Here is a 23,698-nt window from a genome sequence, read left to right on the forward strand (position 1 = left end):
CCGACACCTCGGATGGCGGCCGCTTTTTGGTTGTGTCGGTGGCCGCGCGTAGAACTGACCTATGACTCAGGACGGCGTCGCGCAGGCCGGCGCTCCGGCGAATTCGGCGGAGCAGCCGTATCCGGTGCGCTCGGTCGCGGTGAAGGTCGCCCAGTGGATCGAACGGCTCGGCAGCATCTGGGTGGAGGGGCAGGTCACCCAGATCAATCTGCGCCCCGGCACCCGCACCGCGTTCCTGGTGCTGCGCGATGCCTCGGTGGACATGTCGCTGTCGCTGACCTGCGACCCCGACCTGTTGCGCAGGCTGCCGGTGCCGCTCACCGAGGGCAGCCGCGTGGTCGTCTACGGCAAGCTGCACTTCTTCACCGGCCGGGGCACGGTGTCGTTGCGGGTCACCGAGATTCGCGCGGTCGGCATCGGTGAGCTACTGGCTCGGATCGAGCGGTTGAAAGCCCTCTTGACGGCCGAGGGCCTGTTCGATGCCAGGCTCAAGCGGCCGCTACCTTTCCTGCCCGCGACGATCGGGCTGATCACCGGACGGGCGAGCGCGGCCGAACGTGATGTCCTGTCCGTGGCCCAGAACCGTTGGCCCGCAGTCCGATTCGTCATCCGCAATACCGCGGTGCAGGGTCCGGCCGCGGTACCGCAGATGCTCGAAGCGCTGACCGAACTCGATCGCGACCCCGAGGTCGAGGTGATCGTGCTGGCGCGCGGCGGTGGCAGCGTCGAAGATCTGCTGGCCTTCTCCGACGAAGCACTGTGCCGGGCGGTCGCCGCCGCGCGCACCCCGATCGTCAGCGCCATCGGCCACGAGCCCGACAATCCCCTGCTCGACCTGGTCGCCGACCTGCGCGCGGCCACCCCCACCGACGCCGCCAAACGCATCGTCCCCGATGCCGCCGCCGAACTGGCCGGGGTCCGTGACATGCGGGCGCGCTCGGCGGCCGCGTTGCGCGGCTGGGTCCAGCGCGAGGAACACACCATCACGCAGTTGCGATCGCGCCCGGTCCTCGCCGATCCCCTGCGCGAGCTGAACCACCGTCACGACGAGCTGGAACGCTTGCGCACCGCCGCGAGACGCACAGTCGACCAGCTGCTGCGCAGCGAGTCGACGACCACCCTGCACCTGCGCGAGAAGCTGACCGCGGTGGGTCCGGCCGCCACCCTGGCCCGTGGTTACGCTGTCGTGCAGCGCGTCGCCGGTCCCGAACGGCATGTCGTGCGTTCGATCGATGACTCCCCCGCGGGCAGCCAGCTCCGCATCAGGGTCGCCGACGGAGCCGTCACCGCCGCGGCACTGGGCACCCAGCGACTGACGCCAGAGACCACCGACGAGAAGAGGACGTGACCGTGGCCGACGCCGGTTCCGAGAACACCGCTGCCGACACCCTGGCCGAGATCGCGGCCTTCGGCTACGAACGCGCCCGCGACGAGCTCATCAACGTGGTGAAGATGCTCGAACAGGGCGGCCTCGACCTGGACGACTCGCTGGTGCTGTGGGAGCGCGGCGAAGCCCTGGCCACCCGCTGCGAACAGCATCTCGCCGGTGCGCGCCGCCGCGTGGAAGACGCCCTGTCCCGCGCCGACCTCGACACCGCCGACTGAGCACGCGCACCGACATCGCACCTTTACCGCCGCGAAACACCGGCCGGGCACGCTGATGCCGGGTCGGTCCGCCGAGGGATCGCCCTCCGGGCGACGCGCGGAGAGTTCGAACGACGGAGTACGGCCGATGTCACCCACCGATTCGCTGACGAGCCTGCGCGCCGACCTGGGTCCCATCACCTTCTCCACCGACACACGCAAGCTGCGCACCAAGAGCCGCGACCGGTTCGCGCAGAGTCCGGTCCTGCGAGACCTGCTGCGCGGGCGCAATGCCGAGATCTTCATCGCGCCGCGCGGCAAGGACGAGTTGCGCACCGCGGTGGCCGCCTGCGCGCGTCATCGCATCCCGATCACCGTGCGCGGGGCCGGTTCCGGCCAGTTCGGTCAGGGTGTGCCGCTGCGCGGTGGCGCGGTGATCGATGTCACCGCGCTCGCCGGCGTCATCGGCTGGCACGGCGAACCCGGCAGACGCCCGCCGACCACGGTGCGCGCGCTCGCGGGCACTGTCGTGGCCGATATCGACGCCGCGATCCGCCCGTCCGGTTGGGAGCTGCGGATGCATCCGTCGACGGCGCACCAGGCCACCATCGGCGGCTACATAGCGGGCGGACACGCGGGTATCGGCAGCTGTCGCTGGGGCATCCTGCGCGACACCGGCAACATCACCGCGCTGGAAGTGATGACGGTGGAGGAACACCCCCGGCTGATCGAGTTGCGCGGGCGCGATGTGAACACCGTGCACCACGCGTACGGCGCCAACGGCATCATCACCGAGGTCGAACTGCCGCTCGCCCCAGCCTGGGAGTGGCACGAACTGGTCGTCTCGTTCCCCGATTTCGCGCAGGCGGCCCGCTTCTCGGTCGACATCTGCCGCAGCGACGGTGTGCTCACGAAAGTGGTTTCGCCCCATGCGCATCCGCTCCCGCAGTACTTTCCCGAACTCGCCGGATTGATTCCCGACGGCGAGTCGATGGTGCTGCTGATGGCCGCCGTCCAGTCGGTGCCGAATGTGGAGGATCTGGTGCAGGACAACGGCGGCCGGATCCGGTACCGGTGCCTCGAGGGCAAGGGCAGCTACGGTTCGCCCCTCTACGAGTTCACCTGGGGCCATTCGATGTTGCGCTACCAGCGGCACAACGACGAGCTCACCGGGCTGATGGCCCTGTTCCCGCAGCGGGATCTGTACGAGTCGATCGTCGGCATCCACCGTGAATTCGCGGAGTTGGGGCCGCTGCACGTGGAGATGAAGCGAATCGACGGCGGTCTGTCGTGTCAGGGCTCACCGGTCTTCGCCTTCGAGAGCCAGCAGCACTTGGCGGCGACCACCGAGCGGTTGCAGCGGGCGGGGTTGTTCATCGCGAACTCGCACACGCCCGTCCTCGGCGCGGGCGGCATGAAGCCGTGGGGCCCGAAAGAGGATGCCGCCAAACGCGAATTCGATCCCTACGGCCTCCTGGCCCAGGGCAAGTCCGACGACGCAGAAGACACCATCGCCACCTCGACCGCGCTACCCAACAGCGGGTGGTCCTACCGGCTCAGCTGAGGCTACTTCTTCGCCAGCGGTTGAGCTGTCGTGATCGCCGTCGCGAGGGTGGTGAAGGCGGCCTCGTTGCCCGCGCCGGTGATCAGGATCCGTACGCCGCCGAGGTCGGCGATCCAGCCGGTTTCCTCGGTCGGTTCGGTGTAGACGACCCATTTCTGCCCGGCCACGTCCTGCGTCCCGGTGGGATAGCGAGAACCGAGTTGCTGCCGCGACAGCGCCTCTTCGGAGGCATCGGTCTGCGAATACCGCATGTAGGTGCCCTGCGGGGTGATGTAGCCGACCGTGCTCACGGCACCGCCATCCGCGGTGGCGATGGTGTCGCGGCTGCCCGAGTTCGACACCCAGCCCTGCGGCAACGCCGGCTTGCGGATCGGGAACGACAGGGTCTTCGCGTCGGAGGTCAGCGCGGCATCGGCATCGAAATGCGGGATCTGACCCTGTGTCGGGCCGTTCGTCGCCACCGTGCACTGGCTCGCGACCCCGGCCAATACCACCGCGGCCAGCACCAACGGGATCAACGACCAGAACAGATCGCGGTAGTCGTTGAAGATGCGGTGCTTGGTCTGTGCCACGGCTACCAGTATCCACTCGAGTCCTGACCAGGCCGCCAAGGGGTCATCGCAGGAGGTCGTGCACGAGCGTGCCGTTTCGAAATGCGACAATGCCCCCGTAACACCAACGCCAAGGAGGCACTCCGCAATGACGGCATCATCGCCCGCCCCCAGCCGCCGCGAGGCACCCGATCGCAACCTCGCGCTGGAGCTGGTCCGCGTCACCGAGGCAGGCGCGATGGCGAGTGGCCGTTGGGTCGGCCGTGGCGACAAGGAAGGTGGCGACGGCGCGGCCGTCGACGCCATGCGTCAGCTCGTCAGCTCGGTGTCCATGAAGGGCATCGTCGTCATCGGCGAGGGCGAGAAGGACGAAGCGCCGATGCTCTACAACGGTGAGCTCGTCGGCGACGGCACCGGCCCCGAGGTCGACTTCGCCGTCGACCCGGTCGACGGCACCACCCTGATGTCGAAGGGTTCCCCCGGCGCCATCTCGGTGCTCGCGGTCGCCGAGCGCGGCGCCATGTTCGACCCGTCCGCGGTGTTCTACATGCACAAGATCGCCGTCGGCCCCGATGCCGCAGGCTCGATCGACATCACCGCCCCGATCGGTGAGAACATCCGCCGCGTGGCCAAGGCAAAGCGGCTGTCGGTGTCCGATCTGACCGTCTGCATCCTGGACCGTCCCCGCCACGAGGACACCATCCAGCAGGCACGCGACGCGGGCGCCCGCATCCGCCTCATCTCCGACGGTGACGTCGCCGGCGCCATCGCCGCCGCGCGTCCCGAGTCCGGCGTCGACATCCTGGTCGGTATCGGGGGCACCCCCGAGGGCATCATCGCCGCCGCCGCGCTGCGCTGTCTGGGCGGCGAGCTGCAGGGCATGCTCGCGCCGAAGGACGACGAAGAGCGGCAGAAGGCGATCGACGCGGGCCACGATCTGGATCGGGTGCTCTCGACCACCGACCTGGTCTCCGGCGACAACGTGTTCTTCTGCGCCACCGGCGTCACCGACGGCGACCTGCTGCGCGGCGTGCGCTACTACGGCGGCGGCGCGTCGACCCAGTCGATCGTGATGCGGTCCAAGTCGGGCACCGTCCGCATGATCGACGCCTACCACCGCCTGACGAAGCTGCGCGAGTACTCCTCGGTCGACTTCGACGGCGACGACAGCGCGAACCCGCCGCTACCGTGATCCGGGGCTGGGCGTCCCTATAGTCGAACTATGGCAGCGCCCAGCACCGCCCTGGTCCTCGGCAACGGCGGAATCGCCGGTATCGGCTGGCTGATCGGCATGATCGCCGGACTGGCCGAGGCCGGGGTGGACCTGCGGTCGGCCGATCTGGTGATCGGCACGTCCGCGGGCGCGGTCGTCGGGGCGCAAATTCGCAGCACGCTGTCGACCGACGAGCTCTACAAGCGGCAGCTGGGGCGGCTCAACGCCGAGATCCCGAACCGGCTCTCGGTCAAGCAGCTGGCCACGTGGGCGTTCATCGCGGGCACCGCGCCCAGCGAGACCAGCGCGGCACGCCGGGTCGCGAACGCTTCGCGCGGCAGGTCGACGATCGACCCCGTGTTGCGGCTGGCGGCGGTGTCCTCACGCCTGCCCGAGAAGTCGTGGCCGGCACAGCCGTTGTGGATCACCGCGGTCGACGCCGACACTGGCGTGTTGAAGGTCTTCGACCGCGACAGCGACGTCTCACTCGCCGAGGCGGTCAACGCCAGTTGCGCGATCCCGTTCGCCTGGCCGGAGGCGTCGTGTCACGGGCACCACTACCTCGACGGCGGTGTCCGCTCCCCCCTGAATCTGGATCTGGCCAAGGGCTACGACCGGATCGTCGGCCTCGCGTCCAACATTCTCACCCCGCGCCGCAGCGGGAAGATCTCCGCCCAGCTCGCCCACCTCGGTTCGGCCAGGGTCACGGTGATCCATCCGGACCAAGCCGCGCGCAAGGCCATCGGCCCCAACGAGCTCGACCCGCAGCGCGTACACGGCGCCGCGCTGGCCGGCCACACCCAAGCCAGGGACTTCGCCGACGAGGTGTGCGCGGTCTGGCCCACCGACTGAGTCCGGCGAGTATTCCTGCCGCGGATGTGGGATTTCGCGCTGGTGTGTGGCCACCATTCGCGGTGTTCTCGTCCTAGGGTCGAACTATGGCTGACGACGACGCGCAGTACCGGATCGAGCACGACACCATGGGAGAGGTTCGCGTCCCCGTCGACGCCCTGTGGCGGGCGCAGACGCAGCGGGCCGTCGAGAACTTCCCGATCAGCGGGCGGGGACTCGAGCGCGCCCAGATCCGGGCGCTGGGCCTGCTGAAAGCCGCGTGCGCTCAGGTCAACAAGGATCTGGGCCTGCTCGATCCGGTGAAGGCCGATGCGATCATCGCCGCGTCGGGCGAGATCGCGAACGGGGAGCACGACGACCAGTTCCCGATCGACGTGTTCCAGACCGGTTCGGGCACCAGCTCGAACATGAACGCCAACGAGGTGATCGCCTCGATCGCCGCCCGTAACGGGGTGAGCGTGCACCCCAACGACGACGTGAACATGTCGCAGTCCTCCAACGACACCTTCCCCACCGCGACACACCTGGCCGCCACCGAGGCCGTGATCACCGAACTCGTTCCCGCGCTGGACCATCTGCGCCTGGCGCTGCTCGACAAGTCGCAGCAGTGGCGCACCGTGGTGAAGTCGGGCCGCACCCACCTGATGGACGCGGTGCCGGTGACGCTCGGCCAGGAATTCGGCGGCTACACCCGCCAGATCGCCGCGGGTATCGAACGCGCGATGTCCGTGCTTCCCCGCCTCGGCGAGTTGCCGATCGGCGGCACCGCGGTGGGCACCGGTCTCAACGCGCCCGCCGGATTCGGTGCGAAGGTCGTCGCGCAACTGGTACGCACCACGGGAATCGACGCGCTGCGCGAAGCGCAGGATCATTTCGAGGCCCAGGCCGCGCGTGACGGACTCGTCGAGGCCTCCGGCGCGCTGCGCACCATCGCGGTCAGCCTGACCAAGATCGCCAACGACATCCGCTGGATGGGTTCGGGCCCGCTGACCGGGCTCGGCGAATTGCAGCTGCCGGACCTGCAGCCGGGTAGCTCGATCATGCCCGGCAAGGTGAATCCCGTACTGCCCGAGGCGGTGACGCAGGTGGCGGTGCAGGTGGTCGGCAACGACGCGGCGATCGCATTCGGCGGGGCGAGCGGGGCGTTCGAGCTCAATGTCTACATTCCCGTGATGGCGCGCAACCTGCTCGAGTCGATTCGCCTGCTGGCCAACGTTTCTCGCTTGTTCGCCGACAAGTGTGTGAGCGGGCTCGTCGCCGACGAGGAGCACCTGCGGACCCTGGCCGAATCGTCACCGTCGATCGTCACCCCGCTCAACTCGGCCATCGGCTACGAGGAAGCGGCCGCGGTCGCCAAACAGGCGCTGCGCGAGAAGAAGACGATCCGGCAGACCGTCATCGACCGCGGGCTCGTCCCGGACAAGCTCTCGCTCGAAGAGCTCGATCGCAAACTCGACGTGCTGGCGATGGCCGACGTCGACCGCTGAAACGCCGAACGGCCGTCACCTCGCAGGAGGTGACGGCCGTTCGCTGTGCAAGATCAGGCCAGGTGCGCGAGTTCGGCGCGAGTCTTTTCGCCCTCTTCGCTGAAGTCGGTGCGGGAGAAGATGTTCCAGCGCTGCAGCAGCGGCTTGAACACCAGCTCACCCTCCTTCGCGGGGTCGTAGATGCCCGCCTCGGCCAGCGCCTCGTCGCTGGATCCGCCACCGGGCAGATCCACGTGCGGTACCCGGAAGTCGGCGACCCGATCGGCGATCGCGCGCACTGCCTGATCGGGAACCAGGTCGAGGGCGGCGGCGACGAGCACGGCGAAGAACTCGGCCTGCAGTTCGTCGTCGGCGGCCAGCTTCTCGGCCATCGCGGTGACGATCGGGTTCTCGCCGATCGCGGCGGTGTTGCGATGACGGATCGCGGCAGCGGCCTCTTCGAACGCACAGGTGGCCAGCACGTCGATCAGGTGCATCGGGGGGCGGTTGAAACCGTCGGTCATGTGCTGCATGCGAGCCCGCTCGAGCGCGACCGGGTCCACCGCACGCGTGAGCATGAGGTAGTTGCGGATCATGATCTCGTGGCGGTTCTCCTCCGCCGTCCACCGGCCGACCCAGCGCCACCAGGGGCCGGTGCGCAGGTGCTTGCCGAGCTCACGGTGGTAGGAGGGCAGATTGTCGGCGACCAGGACACTCACGGTCAGCGCGAGCCGGGCGGTATCACTGAGCTCGGACTGTTCCGGGGTCCAGTCCTCGCCGCCGAGGAAGGCGAAGTTTCGCCCGTCCGACCACGGCACCTGCTCGTGCGGCTGCCAGCCGTCGGCCACCTCGATATGGCGACGCAGGTTGATTTCCACCTCGTCCGCGAGCGAATCCAGCAGCTCGCGGTCGGTCAAAGTTTTCTGCACCCCGACAACTTAGTACCTCGTGCGCAAGCGCGGGGACCTACGGGGTGAACCGGGTCCCCGCGCTGGGCGGAGCGCGACGCTGACGTAAGGCCCGACTACTTCGGGGTCACCGTGGTCTCGCCGTTGACCCAGGTGATGGTGCCACCGGTGAAGTCGCTCTGCTTGCCTCCGGCGATGGTCTTCTCGTCGCTCGTCGGGTAGCCCAGCGTGCCGTTGGCGCCGCCGTTCTCCTCCCAGGCCTCGCGGATGTCACCCCACACGATGTGGGCGCCGGTATCCTTGCTCCAGTAGATGGTGCCGCCGGTGAAGTCCTGGTACTCGCCGCCGTCGGGGCCGGATTCCTGGGCCTCCTCCGGTGCGCCGAGCGGGCTGCTGGCGCCGCCGGCCGCCACGTACTTCTTGTACACCTCGCCGGCGATCACGATGTCACCGTTCGGGGTGGAGACGGTGGTCGATTCGCCCGCCGCCCCACTGGTGGTGGCCGCGCCGGACGTTGTCTCGGAACCGGAGGTGGTTTCCGAACCGGGGGTGGTGGTCATCCCGCCCATCCCGGGCTCGGTGGTGGCGCTGCCACCCGGGGCGCCGATCGCGGAGGTCACCGAGGCGACGGCGTCGTTTGCCTTGTCCTTGTCGTCATCGCTGCAGCCGGCAGCGAGCAGCAGACCCGCCGCGGCCAGGACCGCGGCGCTCCCGGCAGCAGTACGTCGAGCGAAGTGGTTCATATCCATCCTCTCGCGAGTGGCCCCCGGGGGTGCCCCCGGAATGGAGCCTGGCCGACATCCGCAACGGCCCGGCGGAACAGTGTTCGCCGAGCCGTTGCTGGATTGGTGTCGGAGCGGATATTACCCACTGTTTGCGGTAATCAAACGGATTCCGGCCGCGACGCGGCCCGATTGCCGACGATTACGCGTTCGGTCCGTACTCCTCGAGCATCTCGGTGACCAGCGCCGCGATCGGCGAGCGCTCACTGCGGGTGAGGGTGATGTGCGCGAAAAGCGGGTGTCCCTTGAGCTTTTCGATCACCGCGGCCACACCGTCGTGCCTGCCGACCCGCAGATTGTCGCGCTGGGCGACATCATGGGTGAGCACCACCCGAGAACCCGTGCCGAGGCGGCTCAGCACCGTCAGCAGCACATTGCGCTCGAGCGACTGCGCCTCGTCGACGATCACGAACGAATCGTGCAGCGACCGCCCTCGAATGTGGGTCAGCGGCAGCACTTCGAGCATGTCGCGACTGAGCACCTCCTCGAGCACCTCGCGGCTGGCCAGCCCGTCGAGCGTGTCGAAGACGGCCTGCGCCCACGGGCCCATCTTCTCGCTCTCCGAACCCGGCAGATAGCCCAGTTCCTGCCCGCCCACCGCGTACAGCGGCCGGAACACGACCACCTTGCGCTGGGTGCGCCGCTCGAGCACCGCCTCGAGTCCGGCGGTCAACGCCAAAGCCGACTTGCCGGTACCGGCGCGCCCACCCATCGACACGATCCCGATGCTCTCGTCGAGCAGCAGATCGAGGGCGATGCGCTGTTCGGCCGAACGCCCGTGCAGCCCGAAGGCCTCCCGCTCCCTGACCAGCTGGATCCGCTTGTCCGCGGTAACCCGGCCCAGCGCGCTCGAGCTGGAGCCCAGCAACCGAACACCGGTGTGGCACGGCAACTCTCGCGCATCGTCGAGGTCGATCACCGAATCGGTGTAGAGCTGGTCGATCTGCGCGCCCGCGACGTCGAGTTCCACCATCCCGCTCCAGCCGGAGGTCACCACGTCCTGCGCGTGGTACTCGTCGGCGGACAAGCCGACCGCGCTCGCCTTGACGCGCAGCGGGATGTCCTTCGACACCAGCACCACGTCCTCGCCCTCGGCCGAGAAGTTCAGCGCGCAGGCCAGGATGCGGGAATCGTTGGTGTCGGAACGGAATCCGGCGGGTAGCACCGACGAATCGGTGTGGTTGAGCTCTACCTGCAGGGTGCCGCCGTCGGTGCCGATGGGCAGCGCCTGGTCGAGCCTGCCGTGCTGCACACGCAGGTCGTCGAGCATGCGCAGAGCTTCGCGGGCGAACCAGCCGAGCTCGTGGTGGTGCCGTTTCGCCTCCAACTCACTGATCACGACCAGGGGCAGGACCACACTGTGTTCCCCGAACCGGGTGACGGCCCAGGGATCCGACAGGAGTACAGAGGTGTCTACGACGAAAGTCTTGCGACCGGAACGTGAGGGGCGAGCCCCTTTCTTCGAGGCCGAATTGCTCGAGGCCGAGGCCGAGGCCGTGTGCTTCGCGGAAGCGGAAACGGAGCGTGCAGCAGTCACGGTGGGCTCCTTATGTGTTCGCACGGCACCCGTGCGAACGATCTCGCTGGACCGGTCCGTCCTTGTGGGCGTTTGACGCTGAGTCAACCGCCACGAGGGCCAGGTGCCGGCCCTCTCGCACTGAATAGCTCAGTCACGGTCAGGACCTCCCGTACGAATCACACCGACGCGACTCGCATCACCGACGCTACCGCCGAATTCGTAGCCGCGCTGCTGGACCGGCACACGTGTCCGTGAATTTGTCGTTAACCGGCACTGTCGCGACGGATCCGGCACGTGTGCGCCACCGAGGGCTAGAGTCGATGACATGGCCGAAGACCAGGATCTGGAGAAGCTGTCGTCGAAGGAACTGCACGATCGCGCGGTGAAGACGGCCGTGCGCCACGGCGACGTGAAGTTCCTGTGGGAACTGCTGAAGTCGATTCCGGCGGCCCAGGCCGAGGCGGGCGACCTCGGCGAGAGCTCGGCCGACATCAAGTACGTGCTGCCGATGCTCGACGACTACTTCCACGCGGGCGACGGCAAACTAGCCGATGTGCTGCGCCCGACCTACCTCGAGTATCTGCGCAAGCACGGATAGTTCAGCGGCCGGTGATCGCCTTCACCACGCCGACAACGGCGCCGCGCAGGACGTTGCCCTTACTGAAGTGGTCGTCCCACAGCACGATTCGGCCGTCGCGCAGTTCGAAGGTGCCGCTCACCCAGAAGCCGATGCGCACCGGGCCCACGTGCAGGTAGTCGGTGCGGTCGGTGAGCACGATGTCGCCGTCGGCGGCGATGTGGTGGATCTCCGCGGAGAACCCGAGCTTCGGTCGATCCAGGCCGCGCAACAACGCCGCGACCCGATTCTTGCCGCGCACGGTCGGCAGCGAGGCGTTCTTCCAGACGATCGCGGGATCGAGCAGATCCAGCGCCTCGTCGACCGCGCTGAGTTCGAGTGCGTTGAAGAACTCGCGAACGATGGTGACAGCGGGCTCCGGCAGTTCCGGCTGGTCGGTCATGAGATGAGCCTAGGGTGCCGATCGCGGCCGGGCCAGGGGTCAGCTCAGTTTCGCTGATCGATCAGGACGGCGAGACCGTCGAGGATGCGTTCGACACCGAAACGCAGGGCGTCGTTGGGTCCGCCCTTGCCCGCCGGTGCGGCGGCTTCCTCGGCGAAGGCGGCCTGCACCTCGGGGTAGCGGCCTGCGGCCGCGGTCATCATCGCGGCGAACTGCTCGGTGAACTGCACTTCCCCGTCCCCGCTCATCGACGCGACCTGCTGAGCCAGGCTGCGGGCGTGACCGTTGAGCAGGACGATCGTGTCCAGCCTCTCCGAGCCGGAGAGTCCGGTGCCTGCCAGTGCGGTGAGGGCGGCCTCGGTCCAGCCCATCTCGTTCGGGCCGAGAGGCCGCATGCCGACGGTGAGCTCGATCGACCACGGGTGCGCACGGTAGCGAGCGAAGAGCGCTTCGACCCAGGTGCGCAAGCCGGTTCGCCAGTTCTGCTGCGCGCCCGCGGCCTTCGGCGGTTCGCCCATCGCCGCGTCGAGCATCAGCGCGGTCAACTGCTCCTTGCCCGGCACATATCGGTACAGCGACATCTTGGTGAAGCCGAGGCGTTCGGCCAGCCGCTGCATCGACAGCGCGGACAGCCCTTCGGCGTCGACGAGCGCGATGGCCTCGGCGACGATCCCGTCGAGAGTGAGCGCGGGTTTGGGCCCGCGCTTGGGGCGCTGCGCGGTCCCCCACAACAGCTCGACCGTGGTCGGCGGTGGCATCTGCCCATCCTCTCGAAAATCGTCTTGACGTGAAACTGTGTCTACCATACTCTTATCTGCATCCACCGGATACAGATTCCATCGGACACAGATCTTCGGGAGTTGCATCATGCGTACTGTTCTCATCTCCGGCGCCAGCGTCGCCGGCCCCGCCCTCGCCTACTGGCTGCACCGCTACGGCTTCGCCGTCACCGTCGTCGAACGTGCCCCCGCGCTGCGGGCAGGCGGTCAGGCGGTGGACTTCAAGGGCAAGACCCACCTGACCGTGCTCGAGCGGATGGGCATCCTCGACGAGGTCCGGGCCCGGCGTACCGGTACCACCGACCTGGTCTTCGTCGACGACAACGGGCGTGAGCTCGGCGTGATGTCGGGCGAGTTCACCGGCGGCGACCTGGAGATCCTGCGCGGCGACCTGGCCGAGGTCATGTACGACAAGACCGCCGACACCGTCGAGTACCTCTTCGGCGACACCATCACCGACCTGCGCGACACCGGCGACGGCGTGGCCGTGCGGTTCGAGCACAACCCGCCCCGCACCTTCGACCTCGTCCTGGGCGCCGACGGCATCCATTCGCGAGTCCGGAAATTGGCGTTCGGCCCCGAGGCCGACTACGTGGCGCACCTCGGCTACTACTACTGCGTCGCCGGCGCGAGCCGCTGGAGCGACGCGGCCACGCCCCGCGACAAAGCGGCAGGCGCCGCCCACAACACCCCGGGCAAACTCGCCATCGACGGCGGCCCGAAGGCCCAGCAGATGTACATGTTCGCCGCCCCCGAACTCGACTACCCCCGCAACGACGTCGACGCCCAGCGCCGCATCATCACCGAAACCTTCGCCGACATGGCATGGCATGCCCCCCGCATGCTCACCGACCTGGCCGAATTCGACGACATCTACCTCGACTCGATCAGCCAGGTCCGGATGAACGGCGCCTACACCCGCGGCCGTGTCGCCCTCATCGGCGACGCCGCGTACGGAAACACCCTGGCGGGCTTCGGCACCGGCCTCGCCGTTGTCGGCGCCTACGTCCTCGCAGGCGAACTGGCCGCCGCCGCGGGTGATCACATCACCGCCTTCGCCAACTACGACCGGATCATGAAGCGCTACGCCAAAATCGCGGGCAACAGCAACGCGGGCCCCTTCCTCGCGCCCAAGACCGCCCTGGGCATCAAGGCGCGCAACTGGTTCCTCGGCTCCCGCTTCTTCACCCTCATGCTGAAATACGGCGACAAGGCCGCCAACGACATCGACCTGATCGACTATCCGCAGCTGGTCGGGTGTAGCGCTTGACTTGGAGTGCACTCCAAGTCATAGGGTCGGCGACATGAGCATTCGACTCGGCTATCAGATGCCCAACTTCAGCAACACGTCCTCGGTGCGTGAGCTGTTTCCCGCGGTGATCGCGCAGGCGAGGGAGGCGGAGGGGGCGGGGTTCGACGCCGCCTTCGTGATGGATCACTTCTATCAGCTGCCGTTGATCGGCGAGCCCGAGGAGCCGATGCTGGAGGCCTACTCGGCGCTGTCGGGTCTGGCTACCGCGACCGAGCGAATCCAGTTGTCGGCCTTGGTCACCGGCAATACCTATCGCAATCCCGCCCTGCTGGCCAAGACCGTCACCACGCTCGACGTGGTGAGCGGTGGCCGGGCGGTGCTCGGCATCGGGGCGGGGTGGTTCGAGCTGGAGCATCAGCAGTACGGGTTCGAATTCGGCACCTTCACCGAGCGGTTCGAGCGGCTCGACGAGGCATTGCGGATCATCACGCCGATGCTGCGCGGGCAGCGATCCACCTTCGACGGAAAGTGGTACCACACCGAGAACGCGATGAACGAGCCACGCATCCGCGACGACCTGCCGATTCTGCTCGGCGGTGGCGGCGAGAAGAAGACCTTCGGCATGGCCGCCCGCTTCGCCGATCACCTCAACATCATCTGCAACGCCTCCGAACTGCCCCGCAAACTCGACGCTCTGCACCAGCGGTGCGAGGAGGCGGGCCGCGACCCCGCCACCCTGGAAACCAGCTTCCTCGCGCTGACCATCGTCGACGAAGACGGTGACCGCGCCCGAAAGACCCAGGCCGACATGCTGTCGCGACTCGGCGTCGACCTGTCCACCCTGACCGAAGCCGAACGCCGGGCCACCGTCGCCGACCGCCAATTCGCCGGCACCCCGGACGAAGTCGCCGAACAGATCCAGGCCCGCGTCCTCGACCACGGCATCGACGGCGTCATCATCAACCTGATCGCCAACGGCCACGAGCCCGGTGTCATCGACCGGGTCGGCCGCACCCTGAGCCCGCTGGTGCACTGAGCGAGCTCACCACGACGCGAAGTGGTCTTCTCCTCGCTGGCGGTTCTGCTGGCGGCGACGGAAGAAGACCTCTTCCGGGGTGACGGTGGTGAGGGCGTTGGTGATGCGGCTCAGGCGGGTGTCGTAGCGGTTTTCGTGGATGTGGCGTTCGATGCCCGCTTGCCATTCAGGGGAAAGGCGCGACCAGATCGCGGCCACTCGGGACTGGGCGGCGGGTTCGGATTCGGCGAGTAGTTGCAGGAGAGCGGGCCAGTAGGTGGCGTCGGTGGCGTGCGCGGGCAGGGCGGCTACCGAGGTTTCGTCGAGTTCGGCGAGGGTGGCGGCGATGTGGCGGCGGGCCGGTTCGCTCAGGCGGGCGGACAGGGCGAACAGCCCGCGCCACGGGTCGGCTTCGTCCTTGCCGTCCAGCGAGCGGACCAGCGCGCCGAGCACGTCGGTGTTCGCGAATTGCGGGTTCGTCGACAAGGCCCACAGGGCAACGGGTTCGAGTCTGCCGATCACGGTGAGCAGCGCCGGCGAGGCGTTCCGGTTGACCGCGGTGAGCAGGAATCGGCCGACCTCGTGTGTGGTGCCGCGGCCGAAGAAGATGTCGCCGAGAATGCCGGTGATTTCGGGGTCGACCTTGCAGAACAGGGCGAGCATCGCGTGATGCAGGGTGGGTGGGCCAGCCAGGACGGTGTGGAGCATGGCCGGCACCCGCTGGCGTGGGCCCGCCAGCAACTGCCGCACGATCCGGCTCAACGTGTGCGCCGGGTAGGCGTAGGCGGCGGTGAAGATCAAGCCCGCGTCATCGAGGACGGTCTGCTCCAATGCCGCGATCAGCGGCTCGTTCACCACCGAGAGGAACCGCGCGGCCGTCACGTAGTCGCGGCGCCGCAACAGCTCGTTGATGATGAGGGTGATCGGCTCCGGCCTGCCGTATCGCATCAGCTGTTCGAAGACATTCGGGTCCAGGTACGGCGCTCCGTCGGCCGCGTAGACGGCATCGACCGCGCACAGCGCCTGCGCGCACTTGCGCGGATGTTTGACGCCGACCGCGCCGAGGAATCGGGCGGCGAGCACCGGCGGCACCACCCGCTCGAAGAGCGCGACGCCCACACCCACCGGAAAGATCGGCACGAGCGGGCTGACCCGGCGGAAGGTGTCCGCGTGCTCGGCATGCAGTGCGCGCAGGATCTGCTGCTGTATCGCCGACAGGTGCACCGCGCCGAGACGGGCCAGCGGTGCGAGGCGCTGCGGCGGCACTTTCAGCGTGCGCGCGAGCACCACGAGCTGTGTCTGAGCTTCGAGTTCGGTTTCGATCATCAGCTGCCGAAGAGGATCTTGCGCGAGACCTTACGCAGCGGAGCGGGCATCGCGGTGAGCGCGGCATCGATGGCCCGGCGCAGCGCCCGCACCTCGTTGGCCCGCGCGGCGCGGAACAGTTCGATCAGCTCCCTGGCCTCGGCCTCGGAGAGCAACTCGAACGCGTGCACCTCCCCGCCGACCTCACGCGCCAACGCGCGTCGATATTCCATACGGACTGACCATGCCCTATTCCATTAGGCCCGTATGCGATTCACCAGAACTTTGTGTGTTCCGACAACACGATGGCCCCTGTCTGCATGGAGCTGACAGGGGCCATCGGGCAGAGGTTCTCCGGCTCAGCCGAGCAGGCGCCAGTCCTCGAGACCCTGGTAGAGCGGGACGCTCTGGGCCAGGCGCGACACCCGGCCGCGCAGGGTGTCGACGTCGGAGGTGCCCGCCAGGGCGGCGGCGATGATGTCGGCTACCTCGGTGAACTCGGTGTCGCCGAAACCACGGGTGGCCAGGGCCGCCGTGCCGATGCGCAGGCCCGAGGTGACCATCGGGGGGCGAGGGTCGAACGGGACGGCGTTGCGGTTGACGGTGATGCCGACCTCGTGGAGGACATCCTCGGCCTGCTGACCGTCGAGCTCGGAGTTACGCAGATCGACCAGGACCAGGTGCACGTCGGTGCCGCCGGTCAGGACCGAAACACCCTTGTCCTTCACGTCGGCGCCGGTCAGACGCTCGGCGAGGATACGCGCGCCGGACAGGGTGCGGACCTGACGGTCGGCGAACTCTTCGGTGGCGGCGATCTTGAACGCGGCGGCCTTGGCGGCGATCACGTGCATGAGCGGGCCGCCCTGCTGACCGGGGAACACCGCGGAGTTGAGCTTCTTGGCGAATTCCTGCTTGGCCAGGATCAGACCGGAGCGGGGACCGCCGAGGGTCTTGTGCACGGTGGAGGACACCACGTCGGCGTACGGCACGGGCGAGGGGTGCAGACCGGCGGCGACCAGGCCGGCGAAGTGCGCCATGTCGACCCACAGGTAGGCGCCGACCTCGTCGGCGATCTCACGGAAGCGGGCGAAGTCCTGGTGGCGCGGGTAAGCCGACCAGCCGGCGACGATCACCTTCGGCTTGGCCTTGCGTGCGATGTCACGCACCTCGTCCATGTCGATCCGGTGGTCTTCCTTCGACACACCGTAGGAGTGGACGTCGTAGAGCTTGCCCGAGAAGTTCAGGCGCATGCCGTGGGTGAGGTGACCGCCGTGCGCGAGGTCCAGACCCAGCAGGGTCTCGCCCGGGTTCATCAGCGCCATCAGCACCGCGGCGTTGGCCTGCGCGCCCGAGTGGGGCTGCACGTTGGCGAATTCGGCGCCGAAGAGCTCCTTGGCACGGTCGCGAGCCAGGGTCTCCACCACGTCGACGGCCTCGCAGCCGCCGTAGTAGCGGCGGCCCGGGTACCCCTCGGCGTACTTGTTCGTGAGGACGGAGCCCTGCGCCTGCAGGACCGCGCGCGGCACGAAGTTCTCCGAAGCGATCATCTCGAGGGTGTCGCGTTCGCGGGCGAGCTCGCCCGCCATCGCGGCGGCCAACTCGGGATCGAGCTCACCGAGAGACTGGGTATTCACCGAAGCGGTCGTCTGCGTCACGCCGTCGAGTCTATTGCCGACCGTGTGCGAGCCGAGCACGGGGATACCGCAACACCGTCCGAGCCGCCACCGGAGAGACCAGGGTCACAGCCCGGCTGACCAGGTTCGATAGCCGTCGAACACAACAGACTCGGCGTAACGACCCGTCCGACGGTGACCGATGACACAGATATGACCGCACTGCCCGTGACCCCGGCCATCGCACCGTCCGACCCGATCGAGGCACTCCTGCTGCAGATCAACTACCTGGTCTGCTCGCTGGTGAACCCCGGCGGCTGCGCCGTCATCCAGTAGCGACACTCATCCGCCGGATCGCCCCCGGCGTCAGCGGCTCGTCGAGCAGACGCCCGAACCGCTCGACCCGATCCTGGGCGCCGACCGCACCGTCGAGCCACCCACCGAGCAGGCGGTAACCCTCGACATAGGTGCTGATGTAGGCCCGCCACAGCGGCGAGGACAGGAACCGCAGCGACTGCCGCGCCCGTTCCGGCGTCGCCAGAATCCACCGCTGCAGGAACAGCGCCACCTCGTCCTCGCTGCGATGCTGATCGTGCAGCAGCAGCGCGGCGTCCTGACGCACGTTCAGCAGTTTCGCCGACGCGGTCGAGAAGCGTTCGGCCCGTTCACCGTCGAAACGAAGGCCGAGGTCGGCGTAGATCTCCTGCGCCCAGACTCCCCAGCCGGGCCCGACGATCGACCGAAGGGCCAGGTCGGCGAGGCCCTCGGCCATCAGGCACTGCGGGGTGTTGACCAGGAACAGCGTCTGCTCGTCCTCGCCCGCCGCGACCAGTCCGGCCTCCTTGCGGCAGTGCTCGGTGTGATGACCGGGGTAGGCCTCGTGCGCGATGAGCGCGGGGAGGTTGCCCATGTGCTGTTTGAGGTCGGAGTTGATCGCGACCGTCGAGGCGAAATTGCCCAGGTAGTAGTTGAAGCCGGACCACGGCTTGTCGCCGACCACCTCGTAGGTGACGTGCTCGTTGTCGGGCAGCGGGTAGCGCTCGCGTACCCGCTCCCGCAGCGCGCTCGAGAACGCTTCGACACAGGTGGCGAGCTTTTCCGGGGGGATCTCGTCACCGCGGCGGTAGGCGGCGGCGCGTTCGGCCAGCGGTCCGTCGCCGCCGAGCACCTCGTCCATCTGCCGGTGCGCTTCGCGATAGTCGTCGGGGTCGCCCGGTGCGATGTCGACGTCGAAGTAGGCGCGGACCTCGTCGACGAAGCCGATCTGCTCGCCGGCGAACTTGCGGGCCGAGCATTCCATCGCCACCAGGTGGGCATCGAGGAATTCGGTGCGCTGCGCCGAGAGCCCGGCATCGGGCAGGGCGGCGCGCAGATCGACGGCGCGCCGGGCCAGCTCCGAGGGCACCGGGACGGCCGCGTTCTCGATATCGCGGCGCAATTGCGGATCGCCGGTGTAGGCGTCGACGAACCCCTCTTCGAGGCGATCGAAAGCCAAACCCAGGCGCAGGTATTCGGTGACAAGTGGATGTGACCCCATCCGCCCGACATTACGTGGTCGATCGGAAAATGGCGTCTTACCTCGGCGTTGTCGCTGGTTACCGACCGGTAGCCAAACCCCCTGTTGCGCGCGGGCAGCGAGCACGGAGCACAATCTCGCTATGCGGTCAGAGTTATCCCGGATCTCACCAGACGGGCAGCCAAGCTGTGCGGATGCGCCCGGACGGAGGGTCGGGTAGGTGGCACGGATGAGCGAACCGAGCCCCTATGTGGAGTTCGATCGAAGCCAGTGGCGCACACTGCGCAAGTCGACTCCCCTGGTACTGACCGAGGACGAGCTGACCGGCCTGCGCGGTCTCGGCGAGCAGATCGACCTCGACGAAGTCGCCGAGGTGTACCTGCCGCTGGCGCGGTTGATCCATCTCCAGGTCGCGGCCCGGCAGCGGCTGTTCGCCGCCACCGCCACCTTCCTCGGCGAGAAACATCCCGACAAGCAGGTGCCGTTCGTGATCGGTGTCGCGGGCAGTGTCGCGGTCGGTAAGTCGACCACCGCGCGCGTGCTGCAGGCGCTGCTGGCGCGCTGGGATCACCACCCCCGGGTCGACCTGGTGACCACCGATGGATTCCTTTATCCCACAGCCGAACTCATTCGTCGCGGCATCATGCACCGCAAGGGTTTCCCGGAAAGTTACGACCGGCGCAAGCTGCTGCGATTCGTCACCGAGGTGAAGTCGGGCGCCGAAGAGGTGTGCGCGCCGGTGTATTCGCACAAGTCCTACGACATCGTGCCCGACGAGAAGCACTGTGTCCGCCAGCCCGACATTCTCATCGTCGAGGGCCTGAACGTGCTGCAGACCGGTCCGCGACTGATGGTGTCGGACCTGTTCGACTTCTCCATCTACGTCGACGCCCGCATCGAGGACATCGAGAACTGGTATGTGCAGCGCTTTCTCGCGTTGCGCAAGACTGGCTTCGCCGACCCCGACGCGCACTTCCACCACTACGCGGCCTTCGACGACGAACAGGCCACCGCGGCCGCGCGCGATATCTGGCACTCGACCAACCGGCCCAACCTGGTGGAGAACATCCTGCCGACGCGCCCCCGCGCAACCCTGGTGCTGCGCAAGGACTCCGACCACACGATCAACAGGTTGCGGCTGCGCAAACTCTGATCGGCTCGCGCGCCGACACCGCTCAGCCGGTGGCTGTCGGCGAGCCCAACGAGACGACCTGCGTCGCCACTTCCGCGCTGTCCTCGCCCTGGTGGACGACCAGGACTCCATGCGGCGTGCCGCGCGCGTCGGTGGGCTCACCGGCGACCACCTCGAGCATCGGCTCCTGCGCCTGTTTCCGCGGGAGCATGTCGACCACCGGGTACTCCCCGACCGGCGCCCACCCCTGCGCCGCCAACTGCATCCGGTCGACCGTGCTCGGCGCGCCCGCGAGGTCGGACCACTTGCGGGTGGCGATCGTGATCGAACCATCGGCGCTCCAGCGCGGGTTGTAGGCCGCCGAGCACTCACCCGGCAGGGTGGGCATGGCCAGGACACCGTTGTTGGCGGCGTCGATGGTCGCCACGTTGCCGCTGCCGCAGGTCGCGCTGCGCGCGGTGGCCCCGGCCAGCACGAAGGTGTGCCCATCGGGACCGGCGGCGGCCGACAGTCCGGCATCGATGCCGGGCACACGACCCAGCGGCAGGATGACATCGGAGCCGATGGCGTAGAGGTGACTCTTCTCCCACCACAAGCCGCGCGATTCCACCCGGGCCAGCAGCACGAACTCGTCGGTGGCCGCCACAAGTTCGGCCCCGCCCCACCCACCACCGGTGAGCGGACTCGGCGAATCCGGCAGGACGATCTCGCGTTCGGGCGCGGCGGGCTCGGAACCGGCCAGGTCCATGCTCATGATCTCGCCCGGCTCCCGCCACCAGCCGACCACCGAACCGCGCAACGCCACGGCGTTGGCGCAGTCACACGGTATGCGGGTCACCGACCGGTCGCGCACACCCACCGCGACCAGCGTCTTGCTACCGCTCTCCACCGCGAAGGCGTAGTGCCCGTCCCTGGTGAACGCCACCGCGGCCGACGAATAGCCGAAACTGCCCGGCGCCCGCACGGTTTCGCCGCCGCGCACCACCGCCAGCTCGGCGTCGGTGCGATAGGCGAACACCGCGCCCTTCGCGGCCTGCTCCTCGGCGGGCGTCAGTCGCGGCGGCGCGGGCTGGTCGACCCCACCGCAGCCCGCGACGACCGCCACGGCACCGCACACGACGCCGAGCACCACGATCCGCGCCCGCCACCCGCTCGCCTTCGTCGCAATTCCCACAGCTCACACCCCTGCAATGTGTCGTCGGGCCCGGTCTCGCGCAGCAGCCTAGCGGGGGGTGGCGCCGGATCGGGCCTAGTCCGCTACAACTTCCAGGCCGCGTCGAGCCTGGTCGCCACGTCGATATTGCGGACCGCCGCGATCTCGGGTTTGCGGATCTCCTGTGCGACGTACCGGGCGACGAACCGGCGGATCTCGTGGTCGACGCTGGCCAGCACCCGCAGCAATTCGCCGCGCTTGGAGCTGCTGGCGACATTGACCCGCACATCGCCGGGACGCGGCTCGGCGATGTCGATGACCACCCGCAGTGGGTCGGCGGTGCGCGCGGTGAGATGCAGATGCACGGTGCCGTCGACCCGGAAACGTGACCTGTCGACCGCCAGATCGAGAACCAGGTCCACGCGCAAGGGAATGGTCAGTTCGAAGGAGATGAACGCGTCGACGAAACGCAGGATTCGTGGTTGCCCGAGCTCCACCTGCGCGGTGACCTTCGCCAAGCGGCCCGGCCCCACCCCGATCGGCCCGAAATCGAAAGCGGCACCGGTGAGTTGGCCGAACGCGTCGGCGATGCGCTGCTCGGAGACGGCGTATTCCAGGAAACGCCTGCCGAATTCCTCATAGCTGATGTAAGAAGGCTGTCCGGGTTCCACTGACCGCAGAGTACGCGACGGCTACGGCCTCACACGCCGAAACGGCGGTGGCGCGCGGCGTAATCCCTTAGTGCGCGCAGGAAGTCGACGCGCCGGAATTCCGGCCAATACGCCTCGGTGAACCAGATCTCCGAATAGGCGCTCTGCCACAACAGGAACCCCGAAAGCCGCTGCTCACCAGAGGTTCTGATCACCAGGTCCGGGTCGGGCTGACCGGAGGTGTAGAGATGCTGGCCGATCGCGTCGACCGTAATCGACTGCACCAGATCCTCGCCCGACTCGCCCGAGGCGATCTCCTGGCGCACCAGTGAGCGCACCGCGTCGGTGATCTCCTGGCGGCCGCCGTAACCCACCGCGACATTCACGTGCACGCCGTCGCGCCCGCTCGTTCGCTCGGCGGCCACCCGCAGCCGCTTGGCGATCAACTCGGGGAAACCCTCGAGCGACCCGACGATCCGCACGCTCCAGTTCTGCTCCGGGGCGGACAGTTCCTCGACGACATCGGTGATGACCTCGAACAGGGTCTCGAGCTCTTCGGGGTCGCGGCGCAGATTCTCGGTGGAGAGCAGGTAGACGGTGACCATCTCGATGCCCTGGTCGGAACACCAGCCGACGAGCTCGGCGATCTTCAGCGCGCCGACGCGATGGCCGTGGCTCACATCGGTGAACCCGTTCTCACGCGCCCAGCGTCGATTGCCGTCGCACATGACGGCGACGTGGCGAGGGTGCTGCTTGTCTGCCAGCTGCTGCGACAGCCTGGCTTCGTAGATGCGGTACGGCAATCCACGCACCCGACCAAGAAACTCCACGCCCGCACCCTACGCTTGCCCGCCTCCCCGAGTATTTTGCCGGTCGCGAGTAGGGGGTGAGATCCGTGCCGGGCCGGCGGCACGGGCAAGGCCGGGTTTCGGGGTGGTCGGGAAGTTACCCATGTCCTCCCGAGATCAGCCGGTCGGGTTTTGTGTGGCCAGGGGCACGTTTGTGGTGTCGAGATGGGCGGTTGACGTACGGTTGGGGCACAACCTACGGTACCGTAGGTTCCGGCTCGGGAGGTTACGTGGACGATGTCCTGACTGAGATCGCCACGGTGATCAAGCCCCGTTTTCGTGGCTGGATCCATACGTGGGCGGTCGGCGTCGCCGCTGTCGCGGTGACGGTGCTCGTGGTGTTCGGGTTCCTCACGTCGTTGACCGCGGGTTTTTCGACGCTGCTCTACGGGATCTCGGTGTGCGCGCTGTTCGGGGTGAGCGCGGTGTATCACCGGGTCACCTGGGCGAGCGTGCGGACACGGGTGCGGATGAAGCGGGCCGACCATTCGATGATCTTCCTGTTCATCGCGGGCAGTTACACACCGTTCGCGCTGCTCGGGTTGCCCGGGCGGACCGGGCAGATCCTGCTGGCCGTGGTGTGGGCGGGGGCCGTCGCCGGGATCGCGTTGAAGTTGCTGTGGCCTACCGCGCCCGCGTGGGTGGGGGTGCCGCTGTACCTGTTGCTCGGGTGGGCGATCGTGCCGGTGGCCCCCGAGCTGCTGCACAACGTCGGAGTAGCGCCGCTGGTGCTGCTCGCGGTCGGTGGCGTGATCTACAGCGTGGGGGCTGTTCTCTACGCGACCAAGTGGCCCAACCCCTGGCCCGACTTCGGGCACCACGAGTTCTTCCACGCCGCGACGGTGGTCGCGGCGCTGTGTCACTACATCGCGATCTGGCTGGTCGTGCTCGGCTGAACGGCGCGTGCGCGCGGCCGCGGCCTGCGCGCCTTCTATGCTCGGTAGTTGTGTCACCCGTCAGCGCAGCTCGTGATGCCC

25 protein-coding genes are annotated in these 23,698 nt (G+C 68.0%); 12 read left to right on the forward strand and 13 right to left on the reverse strand.

The window, feature by feature from the left end; translation table 11 throughout:
- Window positions 1-61: 61 nt before the first annotated feature.
- From xseA to ACWGCN_RS30995, 3 genes are all read left to right on the forward strand, one after another.
- Window positions 62-1,348 carry an exodeoxyribonuclease VII large subunit gene (gene xseA, locus ACWGCN_RS30985; RefSeq protein WP_452460395.1) on the forward strand — a complete coding sequence of 429 codons (1,287 nt, stop codon included), beginning with the start codon at window positions 62-64 and terminating at the stop codon, window positions 1,346-1,348.
- A complete protein-coding gene (locus ACWGCN_RS30990) occupies window positions 1,345-1,605 on the forward strand; it encodes an exodeoxyribonuclease VII small subunit (RefSeq protein WP_378638114.1) in 261 nt (86 codons plus the stop codon). Before xseA ends, ACWGCN_RS30990 begins: the two co-directional genes overlap by 4 nt.
- 127 nt (window positions 1,606-1,732) lie before the next feature.
- Window positions 1,733-3,148 (forward strand): FAD-binding oxidoreductase, encoded by a 1,416-nt coding sequence (locus ACWGCN_RS30995; RefSeq protein ID WP_452460396.1) that lies wholly within the window; start codon window positions 1,733-1,735, stop codon window positions 3,146-3,148.
- Between the two features lie 2 nt (window positions 3,149-3,150).
- On the opposite strand, the gene ACWGCN_RS31000 is transcribed toward ACWGCN_RS30995, so the two are convergent.
- Window positions 3,151-3,720 (reverse strand): DUF4245 domain-containing protein, encoded by a 570-nt coding sequence (locus ACWGCN_RS31000; RefSeq protein WP_378993023.1) that lies wholly within the window; start codon window positions 3,718-3,720, stop codon window positions 3,151-3,153.
- A gap of 127 nt (window positions 3,721-3,847) precedes the next feature.
- Between ACWGCN_RS31000 and glpX the strand changes: the two genes are divergently transcribed.
- The 3 genes from glpX to ACWGCN_RS31015 all read left to right on the forward strand — a co-directional run bounded on the left by glpX (window position 3,848) and on the right by ACWGCN_RS31015 (window position 7,251).
- The gene (gene glpX, locus ACWGCN_RS31005; protein WP_378993025.1) at window positions 3,848-4,891 is read left to right on the forward strand and encodes a class II fructose-bisphosphatase; all 1,044 of its coding nucleotides are present in this window, start codon (window positions 3,848-3,850) and stop codon (window positions 4,889-4,891) included.
- A gap of 30 nt (window positions 4,892-4,921) precedes the next feature.
- Window positions 4,922-5,764 (forward strand): patatin-like phospholipase family protein, encoded by an 843-nt coding sequence (locus ACWGCN_RS31010; protein WP_452460397.1) that lies wholly within the window; start codon window positions 4,922-4,924, stop codon window positions 5,762-5,764.
- 86 nt (window positions 5,765-5,850) lie between these two features.
- A complete protein-coding gene (locus ACWGCN_RS31015; protein ID WP_452529153.1) occupies window positions 5,851-7,251 on the forward strand; it encodes a class II fumarate hydratase in 1,401 nt (466 codons plus the stop codon).
- Between the two features lie 53 nt (window positions 7,252-7,304).
- Here ACWGCN_RS31015 and ACWGCN_RS31020 read toward each other — a convergent pair whose 3' ends face one another.
- The 3 genes from ACWGCN_RS31020 to ACWGCN_RS31030 form a co-directional block, all read right to left on the reverse strand.
- Window positions 7,305-8,159: an acyl-ACP desaturase gene (locus tag ACWGCN_RS31020; RefSeq protein WP_387445872.1), complete on the reverse strand. Its 855-nt coding sequence runs from the start codon at window positions 8,157-8,159 to the stop codon at window positions 7,305-7,307.
- A gap of 95 nt (window positions 8,160-8,254) precedes the next feature.
- Complete coding sequence (locus ACWGCN_RS31025; RefSeq protein ID WP_378993030.1) at window positions 8,255-8,881, reverse strand: LGFP repeat-containing protein; 627 nt, start codon at window positions 8,879-8,881, stop codon at window positions 8,255-8,257.
- Window positions 8,882-9,062: 181 nt separating this feature from the next.
- Window positions 9,063-10,457, reverse strand: coding sequence for a PhoH family protein (locus ACWGCN_RS31030; protein ID WP_378926338.1), 1,395 nt, complete (start codon window positions 10,455-10,457; stop codon window positions 9,063-9,065).
- A 307-nt stretch (window positions 10,458-10,764) separates the two neighbouring features.
- Between ACWGCN_RS31030 and ACWGCN_RS31035 the strand changes: the two genes are divergently transcribed.
- Window positions 10,765-11,037, forward strand: a complete 273-nt coding sequence (locus tag ACWGCN_RS31035; protein ID WP_378636318.1) for a hypothetical protein — start codon at window positions 10,765-10,767, stop codon at window positions 11,035-11,037.
- Between the two features lies 1 nt (window position 11,038).
- Here ACWGCN_RS31035 and ACWGCN_RS31040 read toward each other — a convergent pair whose 3' ends face one another.
- Window positions 11,039-11,458, reverse strand: a complete 420-nt coding sequence (locus ACWGCN_RS31040) for a limonene-1,2-epoxide hydrolase family protein (protein ID WP_378636316.1) — start codon at window positions 11,456-11,458, stop codon at window positions 11,039-11,041.
- Window positions 11,459-11,502: 44 nt separating this feature from the next.
- Window positions 11,503-12,216 (reverse strand): TetR/AcrR family transcriptional regulator, encoded by a 714-nt coding sequence (locus ACWGCN_RS31045; protein ID WP_452458889.1) that lies wholly within the window; start codon window positions 12,214-12,216, stop codon window positions 11,503-11,505.
- A gap of 109 nt (window positions 12,217-12,325) precedes the next feature.
- Here ACWGCN_RS31045 and ACWGCN_RS31050 point away from each other — a divergent pair, with 109 nt between their 5' ends.
- Entirely contained in the window at window positions 12,326-13,507 is a 1,182-nt protein-coding gene (locus ACWGCN_RS31050) for an FAD-dependent monooxygenase (RefSeq protein WP_452458890.1), read from the forward strand.
- 34 nt (window positions 13,508-13,541) lie between these two features.
- Complete coding sequence (locus ACWGCN_RS31055; RefSeq protein WP_379313529.1) at window positions 13,542-14,525, forward strand: LLM class F420-dependent oxidoreductase; 984 nt, start codon at window positions 13,542-13,544, stop codon at window positions 14,523-14,525.
- A 6-nt stretch (window positions 14,526-14,531) separates the two neighbouring features.
- Here ACWGCN_RS31055 and ACWGCN_RS31060 read toward each other — a convergent pair whose 3' ends face one another.
- The 3 genes from ACWGCN_RS31060 to glyA all read right to left on the reverse strand — a co-directional run bounded on the left by ACWGCN_RS31060 (window position 14,532) and on the right by glyA (window position 17,464).
- Window positions 14,532-15,830 (reverse strand): hypothetical protein, encoded by a 1,299-nt coding sequence (locus tag ACWGCN_RS31060; RefSeq protein WP_387445870.1) that lies wholly within the window; start codon window positions 15,828-15,830, stop codon window positions 14,532-14,534.
- Window positions 15,830-16,042 (reverse strand): hypothetical protein, encoded by a 213-nt coding sequence (locus tag ACWGCN_RS31065; protein ID WP_378636305.1) that lies wholly within the window; start codon window positions 16,040-16,042, stop codon window positions 15,830-15,832. Before ACWGCN_RS31065 ends, ACWGCN_RS31060 begins: the two co-directional genes overlap by 1 nt.
- 126 nt (window positions 16,043-16,168) lie before the next feature.
- A complete protein-coding gene (glyA, locus tag ACWGCN_RS31070) occupies window positions 16,169-17,464 on the reverse strand; it encodes a serine hydroxymethyltransferase (protein ID WP_378993039.1) in 1,296 nt (431 codons plus the stop codon).
- 171 nt (window positions 17,465-17,635) lie between these two features.
- On the opposite strand from glyA, the gene ACWGCN_RS31075 reads away from it, so the two are divergent.
- Window positions 17,636-17,758, forward strand: a complete 123-nt coding sequence (locus ACWGCN_RS31075) for a hypothetical protein (protein WP_452458891.1) — start codon at window positions 17,636-17,638, stop codon at window positions 17,756-17,758.
- On the opposite strand, the gene ACWGCN_RS31080 is transcribed toward ACWGCN_RS31075, so the two are convergent.
- Window positions 17,748-18,959, reverse strand: a complete 1,212-nt coding sequence (locus ACWGCN_RS31080) for a DUF885 domain-containing protein (RefSeq protein WP_378993042.1) — start codon at window positions 18,957-18,959, stop codon at window positions 17,748-17,750. The two genes, ACWGCN_RS31075 and ACWGCN_RS31080, sit on opposite strands and share 11 nt — an antisense overlap.
- A 199-nt stretch (window positions 18,960-19,158) precedes the next feature.
- Here ACWGCN_RS31080 and coaA point away from each other — a divergent pair, with 199 nt between their 5' ends.
- The gene (gene coaA / locus ACWGCN_RS31085) at window positions 19,159-20,091 is read left to right on the forward strand and encodes a type I pantothenate kinase (RefSeq protein WP_101465876.1); all 933 of its coding nucleotides are present in this window, start codon (window positions 19,159-19,161) and stop codon (window positions 20,089-20,091) included.
- A gap of 22 nt (window positions 20,092-20,113) precedes the next feature.
- Here coaA and ACWGCN_RS31090 read toward each other — a convergent pair whose 3' ends face one another.
- From ACWGCN_RS31090 to ACWGCN_RS31100, 3 genes are all read right to left on the reverse strand, one after another.
- Window positions 20,114-21,244, reverse strand: a complete 1,131-nt coding sequence (locus ACWGCN_RS31090; RefSeq protein WP_378993044.1) for a hypothetical protein — start codon at window positions 21,242-21,244, stop codon at window positions 20,114-20,116.
- 83 nt (window positions 21,245-21,327) lie between these two features.
- Window positions 21,328-21,894: a hypothetical protein gene (locus ACWGCN_RS31095; RefSeq protein ID WP_378993045.1), complete on the reverse strand. Its 567-nt coding sequence runs from the start codon at window positions 21,892-21,894 to the stop codon at window positions 21,328-21,330.
- Window positions 21,895-21,923: 29 nt separating this feature from the next.
- Complete coding sequence (locus ACWGCN_RS31100; protein WP_266293063.1) at window positions 21,924-22,703, reverse strand: isoprenyl transferase; 780 nt, start codon at window positions 22,701-22,703, stop codon at window positions 21,924-21,926.
- A gap of 248 nt (window positions 22,704-22,951) precedes the next feature.
- Here ACWGCN_RS31100 and trhA point away from each other — a divergent pair, with 248 nt between their 5' ends.
- Window positions 22,952-23,617, forward strand: coding sequence for a PAQR family membrane homeostasis protein TrhA (trhA, locus tag ACWGCN_RS31105; RefSeq protein ID WP_452458892.1), 666 nt, complete (start codon window positions 22,952-22,954; stop codon window positions 23,615-23,617).
- Window positions 23,618-23,698 lie beyond the last annotated feature (81 nt).

The sequence above is a fragment of the Nocardia sp. NPDC055050 genome (genome assembly GCF_053608345.1).

Bases quoted from the DNA above. Each gene is read 5' to 3' on its own strand.
- ACWGCN_RS31035 (WP_378636318.1), top strand. From the start codon at position 10,765: ATGGCCGAAGACCAGGATCTGGAGAAGCTGTCGTCGAAGGAACTGCAC.
- ACWGCN_RS31080 (WP_378993042.1), bottom strand. From the start codon at position 18,959: ATGGGGTCACATCCACTTGTCACCGAATACCTGCGCCTGGGTTTGGCT.
- glpX (WP_378993025.1), top strand. From the start codon at position 3,848: ATGACGGCATCATCGCCCGCCCCCAGCCGCCGCGAGGCACCCGATCGC.
- ACWGCN_RS31055 (WP_379313529.1), top strand. From the start codon at position 13,542: ATGAGCATTCGACTCGGCTATCAGATGCCCAACTTCAGCAACACGTCC.
- ACWGCN_RS31040 (WP_378636316.1), bottom strand. From the start codon at position 11,458: ATGACCGACCAGCCGGAACTGCCGGAGCCCGCTGTCACCATCGTTCGC.
- ACWGCN_RS31050 (WP_452458890.1), top strand. From the start codon at position 12,326: ATGCGTACTGTTCTCATCTCCGGCGCCAGCGTCGCCGGCCCCGCCCTC.
- xseA (WP_452460395.1), top strand. From the start codon at position 62: ATGACTCAGGACGGCGTCGCGCAGGCCGGCGCTCCGGCGAATTCGGCG.
- ACWGCN_RS31075 (WP_452458891.1), top strand. From the start codon at position 17,636: ATGACCGCACTGCCCGTGACCCCGGCCATCGCACCGTCCGACCCGATC.
- ACWGCN_RS31060 (WP_387445870.1), bottom strand. From the start codon at position 15,830: ATGATCGAAACCGAACTCGAAGCTCAGACACAGCTCGTGGTGCTCGCG.
- ACWGCN_RS30995 (WP_452460396.1), top strand. From the start codon at position 1,733: ATGTCACCCACCGATTCGCTGACGAGCCTGCGCGCCGACCTGGGTCCC.
- ACWGCN_RS31065 (WP_378636305.1), bottom strand. From the start codon at position 16,042: ATGGAATATCGACGCGCGTTGGCGCGTGAGGTCGGCGGGGAGGTGCAC.
- ACWGCN_RS31015 (WP_452529153.1), top strand. From the start codon at position 5,851: ATGGCTGACGACGACGCGCAGTACCGGATCGAGCACGACACCATGGGA.
- ACWGCN_RS31010 (WP_452460397.1), top strand. From the start codon at position 4,922: ATGGCAGCGCCCAGCACCGCCCTGGTCCTCGGCAACGGCGGAATCGCC.
- ACWGCN_RS31045 (WP_452458889.1), bottom strand. From the start codon at position 12,216: ATGCCACCGCCGACCACGGTCGAGCTGTTGTGGGGGACCGCGCAGCGC.
- ACWGCN_RS31025 (WP_378993030.1), bottom strand. From the start codon at position 8,881: ATGAACCACTTCGCTCGACGTACTGCTGCCGGGAGCGCCGCGGTCCTG.